We start from the raw sequence: 18,454 nt of genomic DNA on the forward strand, positions 1-18,454 counted from the left end.
AGGGGGCGGGCGGCGTCGAACGAGACGCCTCCCTCCGTGAGGGTGCCCGTCTTGTCGAAGCACACGGTGTCCACCCGTGCGAGAACCTCCACGGCGGGCTGCTCCTGGATGAGCACCTCGTCCCGGGCGAGCTTCACGGCGGCCACGGCGAAACTGATGGTGGTCATCAGGGCGAGACCCTGGGGGATCATGGACGCGACCGAGGACACCGAGGCGACGAGCGCCTCCTCCCAGGCACCGGTCTCCCTGGCCTGCTGCCAGCCGCCCACGGCCCGCATCTGCCCGTTGAGGACGACCGCGATGATGGGGATCAGGGCAATGGTCAGCCAGCGCACCACGCGGGCGAGCGAGGCGCGCAGCTCGGACCGGATCGGCGCGAACTGGCGCGCCTCGGTGGCCAGCTTGGACGCGTGGGACTTCTCCCCCACCGCGGTGACGCGCACGCGCCCGGAGCCACTCGTCACGCTGGACGCGGAGAACACCTTGTCCCCGGGTGACTTCACCACGGGGTCGTTCTCCCCCGTGAGCAGGGACTCGTCCAGGTCCAGGCCGTCCGCCTCCAGCACCACGGCGTCCGCCGGAACCTGATCGCCGCGGGAGAGCAGCAGGACGTCGTCCAGCACGATCTGCTCGAGCGGGATCTGCGTGACCTCCCCGTCCCGCAGCACCCTGGCCGGGTCCCGCCGCAGCAGAGCGATCCGGTCGAGCTGCCGCTTCGCGGAGTACTCCTGCACGATCCCGATGGTCACGTTGCTCAGGGCCGCGAGGACGAACAGCAGGTCCAGCCACCGTCCGAGGGCGATGACGACCGCCGCGCACAGACCCAGCACCAGGTTGAACAGGGTGAACACGTGGGTGCGGATGATGGCCCACACGCTGCGGGAGGTGGCGGTGGAGGCGTCGTTGGCGAGGCCCAGTTCCACCCGCTGCGCGACTGCCCCGCTGCTCAGGCCCTCGCGGACCAGGGTTCCGTCGTCCACCGGGTCCGGCCGGGACAGGGTGTTCTGGGTCCTCTGGGGCATTGCTCTCCTTGGCTGGGCAACGGTCCGTCCCAGTCTATGGCGAGTGGCCTTCCGACAGCCCGCAGGAAGACCTCTCACGGTGATCCGCCAGGGGGTTACCAGGCACTTCTGGGCCACTGACAGGACCCGCTACCACATCACTCGCCGCTCCGTCAGATCTCGAAAAGGCAACGATCCCGCCGTGGTCTTTCCTTTGGCAACGGTGTTTCATAACATCGTTTCCAGGACAGTGCGGCCCAGGCCACCGTACGATCCGCAACAGGGGACACAAGGTGCCCCGGAGTTCCTCTCACCGACCCTCGCGGTCGACGGGGAGGAATCTCCGGGGCACTCTTCCTGCGACGGGGTGGTGCTCGCGGCCGGCGGCGCCGACAGCGGTGCACGCCTCGCGTTTCTCCTCCGGGAGACGTGCCCACCGCTCCGCGACACCACGGAGGTCTCACGGTCGGCCCCGACCGCCGCCGCGTCGCCCACCGGGGACGTGCCGCCACGGGGACGACAGGACCGGGCTCAGGCTCTCGACGGGTCGTGGGCAGCCATGAGGTGCTCTGCGGCCGCCACGTACTCCTCGACGACCGCACCGCGGCGGCGGATCGAGTCCACCCCCGCGGAAGGCGACTCGGGCCGCTCGGGGGCGCGGGCGTCGTCGGCACCCGAGGACCCGTCCGGCGCCGCGGCACGCGCGACCCCCGAAGCGGCGAAACGCGCCATCGTCAGCGCTTCGGCGGTCTGCGCCATCGCATTGCCCGCCCGGGAGAGCTGGCGGTGGACGTCCGAGAGGTACCCGGACGAGGAGTGCGGGATGTCCTGGGTTTGGGACGGAGCGCGCACGTGGGCGTCCATGCACACGCCCCTCACGCGCGGCAGGAGCTCCGCGAGCTCGTTGGCCACGGGCACGGCCGCGGCCCGCAGCTCGGGGTCGCGGACGGACTCGAGGATCTGGTGGTACCGGTCCAGGCCCCGCTTGAAGCGGTCGTGCGCGCGGCGCCAGACGCCCTCTCCCAGCTCGCGCTCGTCCCGGCGCGTGGCCCTGTAGTCACCGAAGAAACCCACCGATACCTCACTTCTCTTTCTGCAGCCCGCGGGCAGCGGTTCATGCTACCGCCCTCAGCAGCAGCGGCCCTCGGGGTGGGCGTCCTGCCAGTCCTGGTAGTCCCGCCAGAACTCCCGTTCCGACATGGGCGCCTGCTCGGAGCCCGTGGCGCGGTGGTACTGCAGGTAGCGCTCGTACCGGTCTGCGCCGAGCACCCCGTTGCCGAAGCCGACGACGCCGCGCCACCAGGTCCCGAGCCGCGCCCACCCGGTCACGGGTTCCTGGGTGGCCCCGGCCATCAGTGGTGCCCTCCGCCGGTGGGCGTGCGCTGCTCGAGCGGCAGCGCCTCCCACTGCCTCGCGAGTGCCTTCTCCGAGGGCGTGGCCACCAGGCCGGACGGCGCGTAGAAACGGGACTCCACGAACGGGTCCTCGTGGGTGGCCCGACGCTTTCCCCGCACCGCCTTGACGGTGTGCACCGCGGCCACGACCACCACGATGATGGTGAGCACCACGAACAGGATGGAGAGGGTGCCCTGGACGAACGTGTTGCGCACGACCGCCTCCATGGCCTCCACGCTCTTGGCGGTGCCGAAGCTGGTCTTCCCCTGCGCCAGGGCGTCCTTGAACGCCGTGTGGCTGGCCCAGTACCCCACCTTGGGGTCCGCGGAGAAGATCTTGTGCCACGAGCCCGTGACGGTGACCACCACGTCGAACGCGAGCGGGATCAGGATGATCCAGAGGTACCTGGCCCGGCCGAGGTTGGCGGCGATCGCGAGGCACACCGCGAGCGCAATGGCAGCGAGCAGCTGGTTGGCGATGCCGAACAGCGGGAAGAACGTGTTGATGCCGCCCAGCGGGTCCGTGACACCGAGGATCAGGATGGACCCCCACCCGGCCACCATGATCGCGGTGGTCAGCCACGCCCCGGCGCGCCAGTTGACGTCCCGGAAGCGGGGGAAGAAGTTACCCAGGGTGTCCGTGAGCATGAAGCGGGCCACGCGGGTGCCCGCGTCCACCGCGGTGAGAATGAACAGCGCCTCGAACATGATCGCGAAGTGGTACCAGAAGCTCATCATGGACGGGCCGCCGAACCACTGGTGCATGATGTGCGACAGGCCCACAGCCAGGGTGGGGGCACCGCCGGTGCGGGAGACGATGCTCTCCTCCCCCACGGCGTCCGCGGTACCCTGCAGCAGCTCGGGGGTCACGTGCACGCCCGAGAGGCCCAGCGAGTTCACGAAGGCGGCCGCGCCCTCCACGGTGCCCATGGTGGCCGCCGGGGAGGCGTTCATCGCGAAGTAGATGCCGCGGTCGATCGAGACGGCCGCCACGAGCGCCATGATGGCCACGAAGGACTCCATGAGCATGCCGCCGTAGCCGATGAACCGGGCCTGACGCTCCTTCTCGATCATCTTGGGCGTGGTGCCGGAGGCGATGAGCGCGTGGAACCCGGAGAGCGCGCCGCACGCGATGGTGACGAACAGGAACGGGAACAGGGAGCCGGTGAAGGCCGGCCCGTCCGTGCGGCTCGCGAACTCGCTGACCGCGGGGACGGTGATCTCGGGGCGCACCACCACGATCGCGGCGGCGAGCAGCACGATGGTGCCCACCTTCATGAACGTGGAGAGGTAGTCGCGCGGGGAGAGCAGCAGCCACACGGGCAGCACTGCGGCCACGAAGCCGTAGCCGATCACGCACCACGCGAGGGTCACGCGGTCCAGGGTGAACAGCTGCGCGCCGAGCTCGGTGTCCGCGACCCAGCCGCCGCCCACGATCGCGGCCATGAGGAGGACGAAGCCGATGACGGAGATCTCCATGACCTTCCCCGGACGCAGGTACCGCAGGTAGACGCCCATGAACAGGGCGATGGGAATGGTCATGCCCACCGAGAACACGCCCCACGGGGACTCGCCCAGGGAGTTGACCACCACGAGGGCGAGGATCGCCACGATGATGACCATGATCGCGAGGGTGGCCACGATGGCCGCGTAGCCGCCCACCACGCCGAGCTCCTCCCGGGCCATCTGACCGAGGGAGCGCCCACCACGGCGCATGGAGAAGAACAGCACCAGGTAGTCCTGCACCGCACCGGCGAGGATCACCCCCACGATGATCCAGATGGTGCCCGGGAGGTAGCCCATCTGCGCGGCCAGCACGGGTCCCACCAGGGGTCCCGCGCCGGCGATGGCCGCGAAGTGGTGGCCGTAGAGCACCCGCCGGTCGGTGGGCAGGAAGTCCTTGCCGTTCGCGTGGTACTCCGCCGGGGTGGCACGCCGGTCGTCCGGCCGCGCCAGTTTCACCTCGATGAACTTGGCGTAGAAGCGGTACGCGATGAAGTAGCTGCACACCGCCGCGAACACGAACCAGATGGCGTTGACGGACTCGCCGCGTGCGAAGGCGATCATCACCCAGGCCACGCCGCCCAGCAGGGCGATGCCCACCCACAGCGCGATGCGCAGGGGCGTCCACCGGGTCTGCTCGCGGTCCAGGACCTCCGGGTCCACGCGGTTGGGTGGCAGGTCCGCGGGACCTCCCTCGGCGGGCTGGGAGGCGCCCGCCGGCTGGCGGTGTGTGGTGCTCATGGGGAAGGCTCCGAACATCGTGCGAACACGCCCGGCAGGACGTGTGATGGTGCGCACGATTCTATGCGAGCCCTCTCACACGCACAGCCGGTGCACCGCCGACCGGGGAGCTGCCCGGTCACGACACGCGGGTCGTCACACCGTCAGCAGCACCTTCCCCACGTGCGATCCGCCGTCGAAGTACTCGTGCGCCTCCCGCACCTGCTCCAGCGGGAACGTGCGGGACACGAGCGGACGCACCTGACCCGAGGTCAGCAGGGGCCACACGTACTCCCCGACCGCGGCCATGATGGTGGCCTTCTCCTCCGCCGAACGCGCCCGCAGCGTCGTGCCGATCACCGCGGCGCGCTTCTGCAGCAGCCGCCCCACGTTCAGCTCCCCCTTGGCACCGCCCTGCATCCCGATGATCACGATGCGCCCGTTCGTGGCCACCACCCGCAGGTTCGGGTCCAGGTACTTGGCGCCCACGACGTCCAGGACCACGTCCGCCCCGCGGCCGTCCGTGAGCTCGTGGACCCGCTCCACGAAGTCCTCGTTCCGGTAGTTGACGGCGGTGGCGCCCAGTTCCCGCACGGTGGCGGCCTTCTCCTCGCTGCCCACCGTGGCGATCACCGTGAGGCCCAGCGCGCGGGCCACCTGGATGGCGTGGGTCCCGATGCCGCCCGCCCCACCGTGCACGAGCAGCGTCTCCCCCTCACGGGCCGATGCCGCCATGAACACGTTGGAGAACACCGTCGCGGCCACCTCCGGCAGCCCCGCCGCCTCGACCGGGTCCACGCCGTCCGGCAGGGGGAGCACCTGCTGCCACGGCGCCACCACGCGCTCGGCGTAGCCCCCGGAGTCCACCAGGGCCACCACGGGATCACCCACGGCCAGCCCGGGGCGGTCCGGCACCTGCTCCCCGAGCGCCAGCACCGTGCCGGAGACCTCCAGACCGAACACGTCCGTGGCCTCCGGCGGCACGGGGTAGTGCCCCTGCCGCTGCAGGACGTCCGCTCGGTTGAGCCCCGCCGCGGTCACCGCGATCAGCACCCCGTCCGCCGTGAGCTGCGGCTCGGGGACGTCGCTCACCGTGAGCACCTCGGGTCCGCCGGATTCCAGGTCACGCACTGCACGCATGGGTCAGTCCTTCCACTCGTCGTCTCGTGGCCGCCATCCTCCCGCCACCAGGGGGCTCGGCACCAGCGGACGACGTCGCTGTTCCCCCTCCGCGGACAGATCCGCCGCCCGCCGGGCGCACCCGGCCCGCGATGCACCACGCGCGGGGACACTGCCGTTCCGTGAGCCCTACCCCCGGGATGGGGCATGGCGACGGCGCGGCGCCGACCCGGCCACCGTCAGGGAGCGCAGAACGGGACGAGCGCGGAGAAGGCCTGCGGGCGGCGTCGTGCTCCGTGTCCTCCCGCCGCAGCGCGTTCGCACCCCGGGTGCGGCGCGTGGAATAATGACGACTCGTTCGTGCGGTGCGCAAGCCCGCCGCGAGCGGAGGAAGGTTGTCCGAGCGGCCTAAGGAGCTGGTCTTGAAAACCAGTGTGCGGTAACCCCGTACCAAGGGTTCAAATCCCTTACCTTCCGCCCACGACGAAGCCCCTGTCCCTGAAGTACCAGGTGACAGGAGCTTCGTCGTTTGCTCCTGGCAGGCCGGGGCCGCGCTCGACGGGCGGCCGCCAGCGGCAGCGCGGCGGCACCGGCGCCGCCGGGCTCAGCCCGTCAGCTCCGTGGCACTCAGAACCCCAGGACCTCCCGCAGCTCGGTGCTGATCCGCTCGAGTCGCTCGGCGGCCTCGGCGCGCGGGACCTCGGCGTCGTCGGGCACCGGGAGCACGACCTCCAGGTAGCACTTGAGCTTGGGCTCGGTGCCGGAGGGGCGCACGATCACGCGGTCGTCGGCTTCGGTGCGCACCAGGATGCCCTCGGTGGGAAGCATCTCGGGGCCGCCGTCGGCGAGGTCCACGAACTCCGCGACCGGCGAGCCCGCGAGCTCCTTCGGCGGGTTCTCCCGCAGCCGCCGCATGCCGCGGCCGATGAGCGAGAGGTCCGCCACACGGAACGTCAACGGCGCCGTGGCGTAGAGGCCGTGCATGTGGGGGAGCCGGTCCAGCTCGTCCTGCACGGTGCGTCCACGGGCCTTGAGGGCCGCCACGAGGGACGCCACGCGCACGGCGGTGGAGACACCGTCCTTGTCGCGGACCGCGGCGGGGTCGGTGCAGTAGCCGATGGCCTCCTCGTAGCCGAAGCGCAGTCCGGGCGTGCGGGCGATCCACTTGAACCCCGTGAGGGTCTGGCGGAACGAGAGCCCGTGGCGCTGCGCGATCCGTCCCAGCAGGCGGCCGGAGACGATGGAGCACGCAAGGGTGTCCCCCGCACGGTCCGGGTCCGAGGCCGCGTCTTCGCCCAGCAGCGCACCGAGCTCGTCACCGCTCAGGCGGCGCCAGTCCTCGGCAGGATTCCCGGTGCCCGCGCCCGTGGGGATGGCCACGGCGCAGCGGTCCGCGTCCGGGTCCAGTGCTATGGCCACGTCCGCGTCCTCGCGGGCCGCCAGGGCCACGAGCAGGTCCATGGCGCCCGGCTCCTCGGGGTTCGGGAACGCCACGGTCGGGAAGTCCGGATCCGGCTCGGCCTGCTCGGCCACCACGGCCACCCGCGGAAAGCCGGCCTCCTCCAGCACGCGCCGGGCGGTGCCCAGGCCCACGCCGTGCATCGGGGTCAGGGCGATCGAGACGTCCGCACCCTCCTCCGGGCCGCGCAGGGACGCGGCGCGCCGGACGTAGTCGGTGACCAGGGCGTCGTCGGCGGTGGACACGGACTCCGGGTCCCGCGGCACCTCGTCCGCGGGCGGTGCCGCGGCGATCCGCTCCGCGATCCGGGCGTCGTCCGGGGCCACGATCTGCACACCGCGCTCGTCGTCCCCGGAGACCGCGCGGGCACCCAGATAGACCTTGTAGCCGTTGTCCGCGGGCGGGTTGTGGGACGCGGTGACCATCACGCCGGCATCGGCGCCGAGGGCACGCACCGCGTAGGCCACGAGTGGGGTGGGCAGCTGCGCGGGCAGCCGGACGGCCCGGCAGCCGGCCGCGGCGAACACCGCGGCGGCGTCCGCGGCGAAGTCCTCGGAGCCGTGGCGGGCATCGCAGCCCACCACCACGAGCGGCTCGGAGCCCACGCGGTCCACCAGGAACGAGGCCAGGCCGGCGCTCGCGCGAATCACGACGGCGCGGTTCATGCGGGACTCGCCCGCGCCCACCGCGGCCCGCAGTCCGGCCGTGCCGAACACGAGCGGACCCGAGAAGCGTGAACCGAGCTCCGCGAGCGCGGTCTCGTCCCCGGAGCGCGCGGGTTCGAGCAGGGCGGTCAGTTCATCACGGGTGACGGGATCGGGATCGTGCTCGATCCACTGCTGCACCGTGGAGAGAAGCTGCTCACTCATCAGGAATCCAGTCCTTCCAGCACCGCACGCGTGCCGGAGAGCCCCAGACGGGTGGCTCCGGCCTCGACCATCGCGAGGGCCGCCTCGGTGGTGCGGATGCCGCCGGAGGCCTTGACGCCCAGGCGGCCGCCCACCGTCTCGGCCATGAGCCGCACGGCCTCCACGCTCGCACCCCCGGTGGGGTGGAAGCCCGTGGAGGTCTTCACGAAGTCAGCACCGGCGGCGTCCGCGGCGCGGCACGCGGCCACGATCTGCTCGTCGTCCAGGGCCGCGGACTCGATGATGACCTTCAGGACCGTGGGCGCGGGGCACGCGGCACGCACGGCCTCGATGTCCTCCTGGACGCCGTCCCAGTCCCCGTCCATCGCCAGGCCCAGGTTGATGACCATGTCCACCTCGTCCGCGCCGCGGGACACCGAGTCCGCGGCCTCCACGGCCTTGACCTCGGAGGGGTGCGCGCCGGACGGGAAGCCGCACACCGTGGCGAGCTTGACCCCTTCCGGCAGCTCCACGTCCAGGCGGGACGGGGAGACGCAGATGGAGTAGGCCCCCAGGTCCGCGGCCTCGCGGGCCAGGTCCGCCACCTGCTCGGCGGTGGCCTCGGGCTTGAGCAGGGTGTGGTCGACGATCGCGGCCAGTTCTTCGCGGGTGGTCATGTGGTTCTCCTTCGAGAGGTCGTGGGTCGCGGCACGGGTCCGGCCGCGAGCTCGCGCGGGGCGAGGTGGTCGGTGGGCGCCACGGGCGGTTCGGTGCCCGGCCCGTGGCCCCCGGTCACGGGGTTCAGGCAATGCGGTCCAGGACCACGTCCTCGCGCGCACCGGTGCCGTCCGCGGCGTCGGGGTCGATGGTGGCGCCACCGGCGAGGGACTCCAGCGCGCGGTCGAAGCGCTCCGGGGTGTCCGTGTGCAGGGTGAACAGCTTCTGGCCCTTGCGCACACGCTCGCCGGGCACCGCGTGGATCTCCACGCCGGCACCGGCCTGGACGGGGTCGCCCTGGCGGGCGCGGCCCGCGCCCAGGCGCCACGAGCCCACGCCCACGGACATCGCGTCCATCTCGGTGAGCACGCCGTCCGTCTCCGCGAGCACGTCCTGGGTGTGCTCGGCCCGGGGCAGCTCGGCATCCGGGTCCCCGCCCTGGGCGGCGACCATCTGCTTCCACGAGTCCATGGCGCGGCCGTCCTTGAGCGCCGCCTCCACGTCCGCGTCCTGCACTCCGGCGGCGGCGAGCATCTCCTGCGCGAGCGCCACGGTCAGGCGGACGACGTCGCTGGGCCCGCCTCCCGCGAGCACCTCCACCGACTCGCGCACCTCCAGGGCGTTGCCCACGGTGCGGCCCAGCGGGCGGGACATGTCCGTGAGCAGGGCCACGGTGTGCACGCCGTGGTCCTTGCCGAGGTCCACCATGGTGCGGGCGAGCTCCCGCGCGTCCTGCTCGGACTTCATGAACGCCCCCGGGCCGGTCTTGACGTCCAGCACCAGGGCCCCGGTGCCCTCGGCGATCTTCTTGGACATGATGGACGAGGCGATCAGCGGGATGCACTCCACCGTGGAGGTGGTGTCACGCAGCGCGTAGAGCTTCTTGTCCGCCGGTGCCAGGCCGCTGCCCGCCGCGCAGATCACGGCGCCCACGGTGTCCAGGATCTCCATCATGCGCTCGTTCGAGAGATCCGCGCGCCACCCCGGGATGGCCTCCATCTTGTCCAGGGTGCCGCCGGTGTGGCCCAGTCCGCGGCCCGAGAGCTGCGGCACGGCCACCCCGAAGCTCGCGACGAGCGGGGCGAGCGGGAGCGTGATCTTGTCCCCCACGCCACCCGTGGAGTGCTTGTCCGCGGTGGGCCGGGAGAGGGCCGTGAAGTTCATGCGCTCGCCGGAGTCGATCATGGCCTGCGTCCACCGGGAGATCTCCGTACGGTCCATGCCGTTGAGGAAGACGGCCATGGCCAGCGCGGACATCTGCTCGTCCGCCACCACGCCCCGGGTGTAGGCGTCCACCACCCAGTCGATGGCCTCGGGGGACAGCGTCTCGCGGTCCCTTTTCATGCGGATGACGTCCACGGCGTCGAACGCTTCGACCATCGTGCTCACTCCCTCGTGTAGATGCGGCACCGTGGGGACGGGGACGAACCCGCGACACGGCTCACCAGCAATCCTAGGCGCCGCCCGGGAAAAATTGTCACCTATAGTTTTGACAAATGTTCGTGCTCGGCAGTGCCGCCGCGCACCGGAAACGAAAGCTGGGGTCACCGTGGACCGTTACCAGGGCCTGGTGGGGATCATCCTCATCCTGGGCACCATCGTCCTTCTCTCCCGCCACCGCAGCGCCATCAAGTGGCGCACCCTTGCCGTGGGTCTGGCCCTGCAGATCGGGGTGGCCCTGCTGATCCTCAAGTGGGGTCCCGGATTCGAGGCCCTGAAGTGGTTCTCGGACCTGGTGCAGGGACTGATCGGTTTCACCAACGAGGGCACCAAGTTCGTCTTCGGCGGGCTCATGGACGAGAAGAACGGCTTCGTCTTCGCCCTCAACGTGCTGCCCGTCATCATCTTCCTGGGCGCGCTCATCAGCGCCCTCTACTACCTGCGGGTCATCCAGGTGTTCGTGCACGTGCTGGGCACCGTGCTCAACAAGATCATGGGCACCTCCAAGATCGAGTCCGTGTTCGCCTCCACGGTGATCTTCCTGGGCCAGAGCGAGGCACCCCTGATGATCAAGCCCTACATCAGCAGGCTCACGCGCTCCGAGCTGTTCGCGTGCATGACCGGCGGCTTCGCCGCGGCTGCCGGATCCACCCTGGTGGGCTACTCCCTGCTGGGTGCGCCGCTGCCGTACCTGCTCGCGGCCTCGGTGATGAACGCTCCCGGCTCGCTGCTCGTGGCCAAGGCCCTCATGCCCGAGACCGAGAAGTCCGAGGCCTCGGTGAACGTGCTGAAGGTGCGTGACACCGAGTCGAAGAACCTGATCGACGCCATTGGAACCGGCGCACTGAACGGCGGGCGGATCGCCGTGATCGTGGGCTGCCTGCTCATCGCGTTCATCGCGCTGATCGCCCTGGGCTCGTCCGTGCTGGGCTGGTTCGGCTCCCTGTTCGGGTTCGAGGGCTGGTCCTTGGAGGGGCTGTTCGGCATCATCTTCGCGCCGCTCGCCTGGGCCATCGGCGTGCCGTGGCAGGACGCCGCGCAGGTGGGCAACTTCATCGGCCAGAAGACCATTCTCAACGAGTTCGTGGGCTACACGTCCTTCGGTCCCGCCATTCCCGGCATGGATCCCCAGTCCGTGCTGATCACCACCTTTGCCCTGGCGGGCTTCGCCAACCTCTCCTCGATCGCCATCCAGATCGGGTCCATCGGAGGGCTCGCCCCGGACCGGCGCGGGGACGTCGCCAAGTTGGGCATGTTCGCCCTCTTCGGCGGCTTCCTCACCAACATGCTCAACGCCGCGCTCGTCGGCGTGATCATGGGGCTGTGACGCGCGCGGTCCGCCCCGCGCGCACCACGGCGCCCGGCGGCGTCGTCCCGAGCGGCGCGGCGCCCGGACGTGCGCCACACCGCGCCACCGCGCGCACCGGTGTGCCGTGGAGCTGAGTTCCCGGGACAGGCAGTCCCTGGAGGTGGCGCGGCTGTACTTCCAGCGCGGGCTCTCCCAGGCGGATGTGGCACGGCAGCTCTGCCTGTCCCGCCCCACGGTGTCCAAGCTGATCCAGCACGCCAAGGACCGCGGCTTCGTGAGCATCGAGATCCGGGACCCGCGCGCCGTGTCCTCGGACGTGGGACGGGAGCTGTGCGCGCGCTACGGACTCACCCAGGCGCGGGTGGTCGCCGCCGCGGACACGGAGGACGAGCTGCTCCCCGAACTCGGCGGCATGGGTGCCCAGGTGCTCGAGGAGAACGTGGCGGACGGGGACCTCGTGGGCATCACGTGGGGGCGCACCATGCGGGCCGTGGCGAACGCGCTGACCCCGCAGCCGCGCACGGGCGTGCACATGGTCCAGCTCAAGGGCGGCAGCAGCCTCGACTCCCCGCTCGCGGGCCACCACGAGACCGTGCGGCTGCTGTGCGCCGCGTTCAACGCCTACCCGCACGCGCTGCCCCTGCCGGTGCTCTTCGACAGCCCCGGCGTGAAGCGGCTCGTGGCACAGGACCGGCACATCAAGTACGTGCTGGACCTGGGCCGCAGCGCGCGCACCGCGCTGTTCACCGTGGGCTCGGTCTCCGAGGACGCTCCCCTGCTGCTGCGGGACTACCTCAGCCGCGAGGAGCGCCGCGAGGTGGCGCAGCGCGCGGTGGGAGACCTCTGCTCACGGTTCATCGACGCCGCCGGGCGCCCCGCGGTGCCCAGCCTCGACGAGCGCACCGTGGCCCTGCCCCTGGACGACCTCCGGCAGAAGGAGATCCGGATCTGCGTGGCCGGGGGCACCGCCAAGGTTCCCGCGCTGCGCGCCGCCCTGCAGGCCGGCTACGTCTCCCACCTGGTCACGGACGAGCTGACCGCCCGGGCCGTCCTGGGCTGAGGTCCCCGGGCGACGCCGCGGTGTCGGCCCGTGCCCGGCCCCACGACGGCGCTTGGACACCCGCACGGGCCCCCGCCGCAACCGGCCCCGCAGGGCTGACGTCGAGAACGAGTGGGCAGGCTCTGAGAGCACCGGACGCCCGTGCGCGCGAGAACCGCGCCGCCCCCCCCGGGCGTGCGCCCGCCGGTGCATGCTGCGGCGATCAGACCTGCGGCGCCGAACCTGCGAGGACGTCCTGGGCGATCTGGTCCGCGTCCGCCAGCGTCCTGGCCCCGAGGTGCGCGGGGGCCTCCGCCTCCGCGGCGATCGACACGCCCCACTGCACGGAGGACAGCTGCAGCCCGATCACGTAGATGCCGTGCTCCACCCGGTCCTTGGCGCCCACGGCGCGGTAGACGAAGGCGTGCGGGGCGGCGTCGTCGTCCTGCGCGCCGCGAGCGCGCTCCGGGGAGACGTCCAGGCCCGTGCTCGTCTCGGGAGAGGCGCCGTCGCGGGTCTCCATGAGCTTGGCGCGCACCAGCCCGCGCTCGTGCATGTTCGTGAGCAGCGGCGAGATGTTGCGGTGGACGTCGTTCGTGGGGGACATGGCCTCGATGAGCCAGCGGGAGCGCACGGGTGCGTCCTCGACCCACGGGGACGCGGCGACGAAGCAGCCCTGGGAGCGGTCCACGGCGAAGCGCGGCTCGGGGCCCAGGAAGCGGACGATGCCGGCGCGCGTGAGGGCGGCGAGCTGCTGGATGCGCAGCACGGGTGGGCCGGAGGCGAGGCCCTCCACGAGCGGCTCGAACTGGCGCCGCAGCTCGTGGACCCAGGACGAGTCGGTGATCCCGATCTCCACGAGCACGCACTTGAGCACGGTGCGGGCCGCGTTGAGGGAGGCGATGGCCATCTTCACGGGATCGTCCTCGCCCCGCAGGGAGCCACGCACGTCCCGGTCCAGGTAGTGCACCACGGCGGCCGCGTACTCGTCGTGGCTCGCGAAGCTCACGTCCTCGAACGGCCGGGCGAGCCGGGCCTGCTGCAGCTGGCGGCCGGGCACCACGAAGTCGCTGATCAGGGCGTCGCTGCGGTGCGCCCAGTTGGGGTCCGCGGTGTCCAGCAGGATCTCGTCCAGGCGGCGCAGGAACTCCTGCGGGTCCCCCAGGAAGGCGTCCGGGGCGGTGCGGGCCAGCACCGTGTAGTAGTTCCAGATGGTGTCCTTGCGGATCAGCGGCCAGAGCTGACGCTCGAAGGACAGCGGCCCCGGGGCCTGCTCCGCGAGGCCCCGGACTGCGTGGAGCGTGAAGAATCGGGTCTGCAGGGACGCGGCGTAGTAGCCCGCCAGGACGGGCTTCGCTCGGTAGGGCGTGCCTCGGCGGGAGCCGGCCACGACCTTCGGCTCCCGGCCCGAGGGGTGGTAGACGAGCCTGTCCGGGTGCTCCGGGTCCTGGGCGAACGTGCCTCCCCTGCCCTCGGTGAGGCGGGCGAGCGCGTCGCAGAAGTTCAGGCCCATCCCGCGCACCAGAACGGTCTCCCCGCTGGGCAGCTCGGACCAGAACGCGTCCGCGGGCACGGTGGGCGGCCAGTAGGTCAGCCCGTGCTCGGCCGCGCCGTCCACGAGGTCCTTCTGGGACGGGCGCAGGTGCGCATCCAGGTGGCCGAGCGCGAGCACCACGGCGTCCGCCGGCAGCACCGCACCCCCCGCGAGCTCCACGCCGTAGCGGTGCCGCCCGTCCGTGCGCACCCACGCGTCCACAGCCTCACCGCGGTGCACGTCCAGGCGCACCGTGGCCGGGAGGTTCTCGCGCAGCGTGGTGAACACCCACTCCAGGTACCGCCCGTACACGGCGCGCGGCGGGTAGCCCTGCGGGGTCAGCTCCGCGAGAGCCCGCAGCTGCTCCTCGCTCAGCGGGGTCACCGGCTCGATCTGCCCGGCGACGACACCGCGGCGCCACCGTTCGAAGCTCATCCCCCGCAGCGGGGCCACGGAGGGCACGTCCAGCACGTCCGGCGCGGCGAGCACCGTGGGGAACAGGGAGGGGGTGTTCATGAGGAACACGTCCGACTGGTCCGTGCGCCACACGTGGCCCGGGCCCGGGGGGAACGGGTCCACCAGGTCGATGTGCACGGCCGCACCCGTGTGCGCCGACCGTGCCACGAGCCGTTCGACCACCGACAGTCCCCGGGGACCGGCCCCCACCACCACCACGCGCTGCTGAATACCCATGCGGTCCAGGATATCGGGGGCACCGGTGCTCGTCCGCGCCGGGCGGCGCGCCATCGTGCGGGCCGGGGGACCGGGCCGCCGCGGAGCCCGGGCCGAGTCCTCGAACCGGTGGGGCGCCCCGCGCGGGCGGCCGGTGCGGCGTCGTCGTACCGGGAGTCTGCGGCTCAGGCGAGTTCGGTGCGCTCCACCCTGCCGGTCGCCCGGGTCCAGGTGTACTGGGTGACCTTTCCCGTGGTGGGGTTGCGGAAGCGCTGGTACGCGCCGGTGGGGGTGGCCACCTCCGGGGACGCGGGGTAGCCCGCGCCTGCCTCGTGGCCGTCCCGCGCCCACTGCCGGCCGATGCCGGAGGTCTCCACCACGGGCTGGGCGCCGGTGGCGCTGCTCCAGATCACCTTGGTGCTGCGCCCCGTGGCCGGGTGCACGAAGTTCTGGTACGCGCCGCCGGTGGCGGTGGGCGCCTCGTCCGTGGACGGCAGCCCGAGTGCCGCCGGCCCACCCAGCTGCCCGTACCGGGCCCCGATGCCCTTCCACGTCTCCACGCGGTGCGCGCCCGTGGTCTGGGACCAGTAGATCCGTGTGGCGCGGCCGTCCTTCACGAAGCTCTGCACCACGCCGCCCGCGCCCGTGCTCTGCTCCCACGTGGTGGGTGCCCCGATGCTGCGGGCGCCGCCGTGGGAGTTGTAGTAGGTGGCGATCGCCCCGCGCACCGTGGGCGTGGCACGCGGCACCGCCCGGGCGGCCGCTGCCGCGTCCACCTTGCGGTAGCCGCTCACGTTGGTCCCGGTGTTCCGCAGCGTGGTGCGGATCGCCTCGACCCCCAGATCGGGGTTGCGCTCCTTCATGAGGGCGATGACCCCGGCCACGTGCGGCGCCGCCATGGACGTGCCGCTGAGGTCCCCGTAGGACGGCCTGCCGATCGAGTACGTCCCCGTGTTCACGGTGGACCAGATGGGCGCGGCCGTGTCCCCACCCGGGGCCACCACGTCCAGCACGGGGCCCCAGTTCGAGTAGCCGGTGAGCTGGTTGCGGTAGCTGGTGGCCCCCACCACGACGGCGCCCGGGCAGTTCGCGGGCGAGGCCAGGTTCGCGCTCTTGGCGGCGTTGCCCGCCGCGACCACGAGGGGCACGTTGATCGTGTGCATGCGGTTGATGGCGTTCTGCATCACCGCCGGGCAGGAACCGGCGTCCCACGCCTCGGACAGGTTGACCACCTTGGCGGGGTTCTTGTTCGCGGGCACCCCGGGCACGGGCAGTCCGGCGGACCACATGACACCGTCCGCGATGTCCGAGACGTAGCCGCGGCCGTCCGCCCCGAGCACGCGGGCGTGCTGGATCCTCGCGTCCGGAGCCGTGCCCGCGATGCCCTGACGGTTGTTGGTCTGCGCGGCGGCGATGCCCGCCACGTGCGAGCCGTGCCACCAGGACGGCCTGCCCGGGCTCCAGTCCCCCTGGTCCTGCGGGTTGGGGTCGCGGCCGTTGCCGTCCCGCGAATGGTAGGTGTCCGAGAGGAAGTCGTAGCCCGGCACGGTCTTCCCGTTCAGGTCCGGATGGTCGATCTGGCCGGTGTCCGCGATGCCGATCACCACACCCTGCCCCGTGGCCTGGCTCCACGCCCCCGGCACACCGATGTTGCGCGGGCCCCACTGGTAGTTCCAGTTCGTGTCGTTCGGGTTCCGGGCCGGCGTGGCGGCGAGCGCACCCACCACGATCTGGTCCGGCTCCGCCGACTCCACCGCAGGATCGGCTTCGAGGGCGGCCACCGCTTCCCGCTGCTCGACGGGGCTGAGCATCTCCTCCGACTCCACCACGCTCTCGCCGGTCCCCGTGGTCCGCACGATGTCCGGGTCCGCGAGTTCCGTGTTCTTCTCCGCACCCTGCAGCACCGTGTCCTGTGCGGTGGTGGGCACCCGGTCCTTGAACGTCACGAGGATCCGGTCTGTCTCCGGCAGCACCCTGCCCTGCCCGGCGGTGCCCCGCCCCAGGGAGGCCACGCCTCCCACGGTGTCGGGCTGCGCCTGCACCGCCTGCTCCGACGACGCCGCTTCGCCCAGTGGTGCGGCCGCGGCCGGTCCCGCTGCGGCCACCAGAGCCAGCGACAGTCCCGCGGTGATCCATGTCCGTGCCTCGCGCATGAGGACTCTCCCGTTCCGGCACGGCCCCGGGATCGGCTGCGGGTGGGCTGCGTGCTGCTTGGGAGTGTATCCATGCAGAACGATGCAGAGGGGATGCAATCGTAAACGCGGGATTGTGACGATCAGGCACGTACAGGACGAACGACGCCGCCCGGGTCACCCGGGCGGCGTCGTTCTTTCTGGTGGAGCGGAGACGGGGGGATTTGAACCCCCGGCCCGGGGTTAAACCGAGCCCTTCATTAGCAGTGAAGTCCATTCGGCCGCTCTGGCACGTCTCCGTGTCGTCTGTCCAGTGGATCTCACCCTGGAAATCGACGACTTCAAGACTATAGGTCGCGCAAGCACCGGGTCAAAGTCCCGGCAGCCCGGCCCTGACCGCTGGCACCCTGCCCTGTCAGAGCGGGTAGAACGCTCAGCCGCAGACCACTCGGGCATAGATGGTCGAGAAGTCGTCAGCGACCGCCTCCAGGCCGTACCGCGACCGGATCGCCCCGGCCATCTCTCGGGCCGGTGCGAGACCGGGGTCGCTCAGGAGATCGACCACGGCAGCGGCGAACGCCTCCGCCGTCCGTTCTTCGACCAGTCGGCCGTTGGTGCCGTCCACGAAGTCCCGCTGGCCGCCCCGCGCACCCATGGCCACCGGACGCCCAGCCGCCAGTGCCTCTGCCGCGGCCACGCAGAACGTCTCAGACTTCGACGGCAGCAGGAACACGGACGCGGCCGCGAGGTCCTCCTGGACCTGGACGGCATTCCGGAACCCGGGAAGATCGACGTGCTCCGCAATGCCGAGCTCTCGCGCCCGTTCCAGTGCCGCTTCTCTGCAGGGCCCGTCTCCCGCCCAGAAGAGTGAGGCGTCGTGGCCCTGGGACCGCAGCACCGCGAGCGTCTCCACCGCGAGCACGACACCCTTGTGCTCGGTGGCGGCACCGACGCCGACGAGACGGAGGGGCTGGTCTGAGCGCGGCGTGATGCGAGGTGAGGAGTCCACCACATTTCCCACCAGACGCACGGCTCCCGGTCTCGCGAACCGAGCCAGTGTGTCCGTCATGAGGGTGCTGACCCCGGTGACCACACGCGGCAGCCGCAGAACGTGGCGGAGCCCGGCGCTCCACTGCCACACCGTGTTGACGTGTTCCGGGAACAGGACGCCGTTCCAGTGCTCGGTGTGCACCCACGGCAGACGTCGGACTACTGGAGCGGCGACAAGAGCCGACGAGAAGGCCATGGTGTGCACGACATCCGCACACCTGGCCCAGTGACGAATCGTGGAGAGGGCCCGGGCCAGGCTGAATGGATGCCCGGGGTCGAACCCCACGCGGGTGACCCTGACGCCGTCGAACTCCTCGTCCACCGCAGGACTGTCGTCAAGCAGCTTCACGTGGATCACGTGGACCTCGTGGTGGCGAGCGATGGCCCGCACGTGGCGAGGAACGAAAGGCGTCCGGTGGGGAGCGTGAGTTTCCGGATACCAGGTCGTGACCACGAGTACTCGCATGGCATCACTGTACTGAGCCCAGCCAGCGGACCGCGCGGTGCGGCCCCGCCC

Annotated in this window: 13 protein-coding genes and 2 tRNA genes; 3 read left to right on the plus strand and 12 right to left on the minus strand. The window is 71.5% G+C overall.

Going from position 1 to position 18,454, the window contains the following annotated elements; translation table 11 throughout:
- The 5 genes from CWC38_RS06365 to CWC38_RS06385 form a co-directional block, all read right to left on the minus strand.
- Positions 1-1,022: HAD-IC family P-type ATPase (locus CWC38_RS06365; protein ID WP_165860360.1), on the minus strand; the 1,022-nt coding region annotated here is incomplete at its 3' end.
- Between the two features lie 510 nt (positions 1,023-1,532).
- Positions 1,533-2,075, minus strand: a complete 543-nt coding sequence (locus CWC38_RS06370) for a hypothetical protein (RefSeq protein ID WP_121845978.1) — start codon at positions 2,073-2,075, stop codon at positions 1,533-1,535.
- A 54-nt stretch (positions 2,076-2,129) separates the two neighbouring features.
- Complete coding sequence (locus CWC38_RS06375) at positions 2,130-2,354, minus strand: YbdD/YjiX family protein (RefSeq protein ID WP_121845979.1); 225 nt, start codon at positions 2,352-2,354, stop codon at positions 2,130-2,132.
- Entirely contained in the window at positions 2,354-4,639 is a 2,286-nt protein-coding gene (locus tag CWC38_RS06380; RefSeq protein WP_121845980.1) for a carbon starvation CstA family protein, read from the minus strand. The genes CWC38_RS06375 and CWC38_RS06380 overlap by 1 nt, the downstream gene beginning before the upstream one ends.
- A gap of 135 nt (positions 4,640-4,774) precedes the next feature.
- Positions 4,775-5,758, minus strand: a complete 984-nt coding sequence (locus tag CWC38_RS06385) for an NAD(P)H-quinone oxidoreductase (RefSeq protein ID WP_121845981.1) — start codon at positions 5,756-5,758, stop codon at positions 4,775-4,777.
- Positions 5,759-6,126: 368 nt separating this feature from the next.
- Here CWC38_RS06385 and CWC38_RS06390 point away from each other — a divergent pair.
- Positions 6,127-6,214 (plus strand) — tRNA-Ser (locus tag CWC38_RS06390).
- Between the two features lie 150 nt (positions 6,215-6,364).
- On the opposite strand, the gene CWC38_RS06395 is transcribed toward CWC38_RS06390, so the two are convergent.
- The 3 genes from CWC38_RS06395 to CWC38_RS06405 form a co-directional block, all read right to left on the minus strand.
- Positions 6,365-8,065 (minus strand): phospho-sugar mutase, encoded by a 1,701-nt coding sequence (locus CWC38_RS06395; RefSeq protein ID WP_121845982.1) that lies wholly within the window; start codon positions 8,063-8,065, stop codon positions 6,365-6,367.
- On the minus strand, positions 8,065-8,721 hold the full coding sequence (gene deoC, locus CWC38_RS06400; protein ID WP_121845983.1) for a deoxyribose-phosphate aldolase: 657 nt from the start codon (positions 8,719-8,721) through the stop codon (positions 8,065-8,067). Before deoC ends, CWC38_RS06395 begins: the two co-directional genes overlap by 1 nt.
- 124 nt (positions 8,722-8,845) lie before the next feature.
- The gene (locus CWC38_RS06405; RefSeq protein ID WP_121845984.1) at positions 8,846-10,141 is read right to left on the minus strand and encodes a thymidine phosphorylase; all 1,296 of its coding nucleotides are present in this window, start codon (positions 10,139-10,141) and stop codon (positions 8,846-8,848) included.
- Positions 10,142-10,310: 169 nt separating this feature from the next.
- On the opposite strand from CWC38_RS06405, the gene CWC38_RS06410 reads away from it, so the two are divergent.
- Both CWC38_RS06410 and CWC38_RS06415 read left to right on the plus strand, forming a co-directional pair.
- The gene (locus tag CWC38_RS06410; RefSeq protein ID WP_121845985.1) at positions 10,311-11,528 is read left to right on the plus strand and encodes a NupC/NupG family nucleoside CNT transporter; all 1,218 of its coding nucleotides are present in this window, start codon (positions 10,311-10,313) and stop codon (positions 11,526-11,528) included.
- A gap of 106 nt (positions 11,529-11,634) precedes the next feature.
- Complete coding sequence (locus CWC38_RS06415) at positions 11,635-12,570, plus strand: sugar-binding transcriptional regulator (RefSeq protein WP_121845986.1); 936 nt, start codon at positions 11,635-11,637, stop codon at positions 12,568-12,570.
- A gap of 202 nt (positions 12,571-12,772) precedes the next feature.
- Here the strand turns inward: CWC38_RS06415 and CWC38_RS06420 are convergent, their stop codons facing one another.
- The 4 genes from CWC38_RS06420 to CWC38_RS06435 all read right to left on the minus strand — a co-directional run bounded on the left by CWC38_RS06420 (position 12,773) and on the right by CWC38_RS06435 (position 18,328).
- A complete protein-coding gene (locus CWC38_RS06420; RefSeq protein WP_121845987.1) occupies positions 12,773-14,776 on the minus strand; it encodes an FAD/NAD(P)-binding protein in 2,004 nt (667 codons plus the stop codon).
- Between the two features lie 164 nt (positions 14,777-14,940).
- Positions 14,941-16,908, minus strand: a complete 1,968-nt coding sequence (locus tag CWC38_RS06425) for a S8 family serine peptidase (RefSeq protein ID WP_121845988.1) — start codon at positions 16,906-16,908, stop codon at positions 14,941-14,943.
- 188 nt (positions 16,909-17,096) lie between these two features.
- Positions 17,097-17,186: transfer RNA gene (locus tag CWC38_RS06430), tRNA-Ser, on the minus strand.
- 134 nt (positions 17,187-17,320) lie between these two features.
- Positions 17,321-18,328: a glycosyltransferase gene (locus CWC38_RS06435; protein WP_240625090.1), complete on the minus strand. Its 1,008-nt coding sequence runs from the start codon at positions 18,326-18,328 to the stop codon at positions 17,321-17,323.
- Positions 18,329-18,454: the final 126 nt, after the last annotated feature.

This window comes from Kocuria tytonicola, from assembly GCF_003687455.1.
In the GTDB taxonomy this organism is placed as follows: domain Bacteria; phylum Actinomycetota; class Actinomycetes; order Actinomycetales; family Micrococcaceae; genus Kocuria; species Kocuria tytonicola.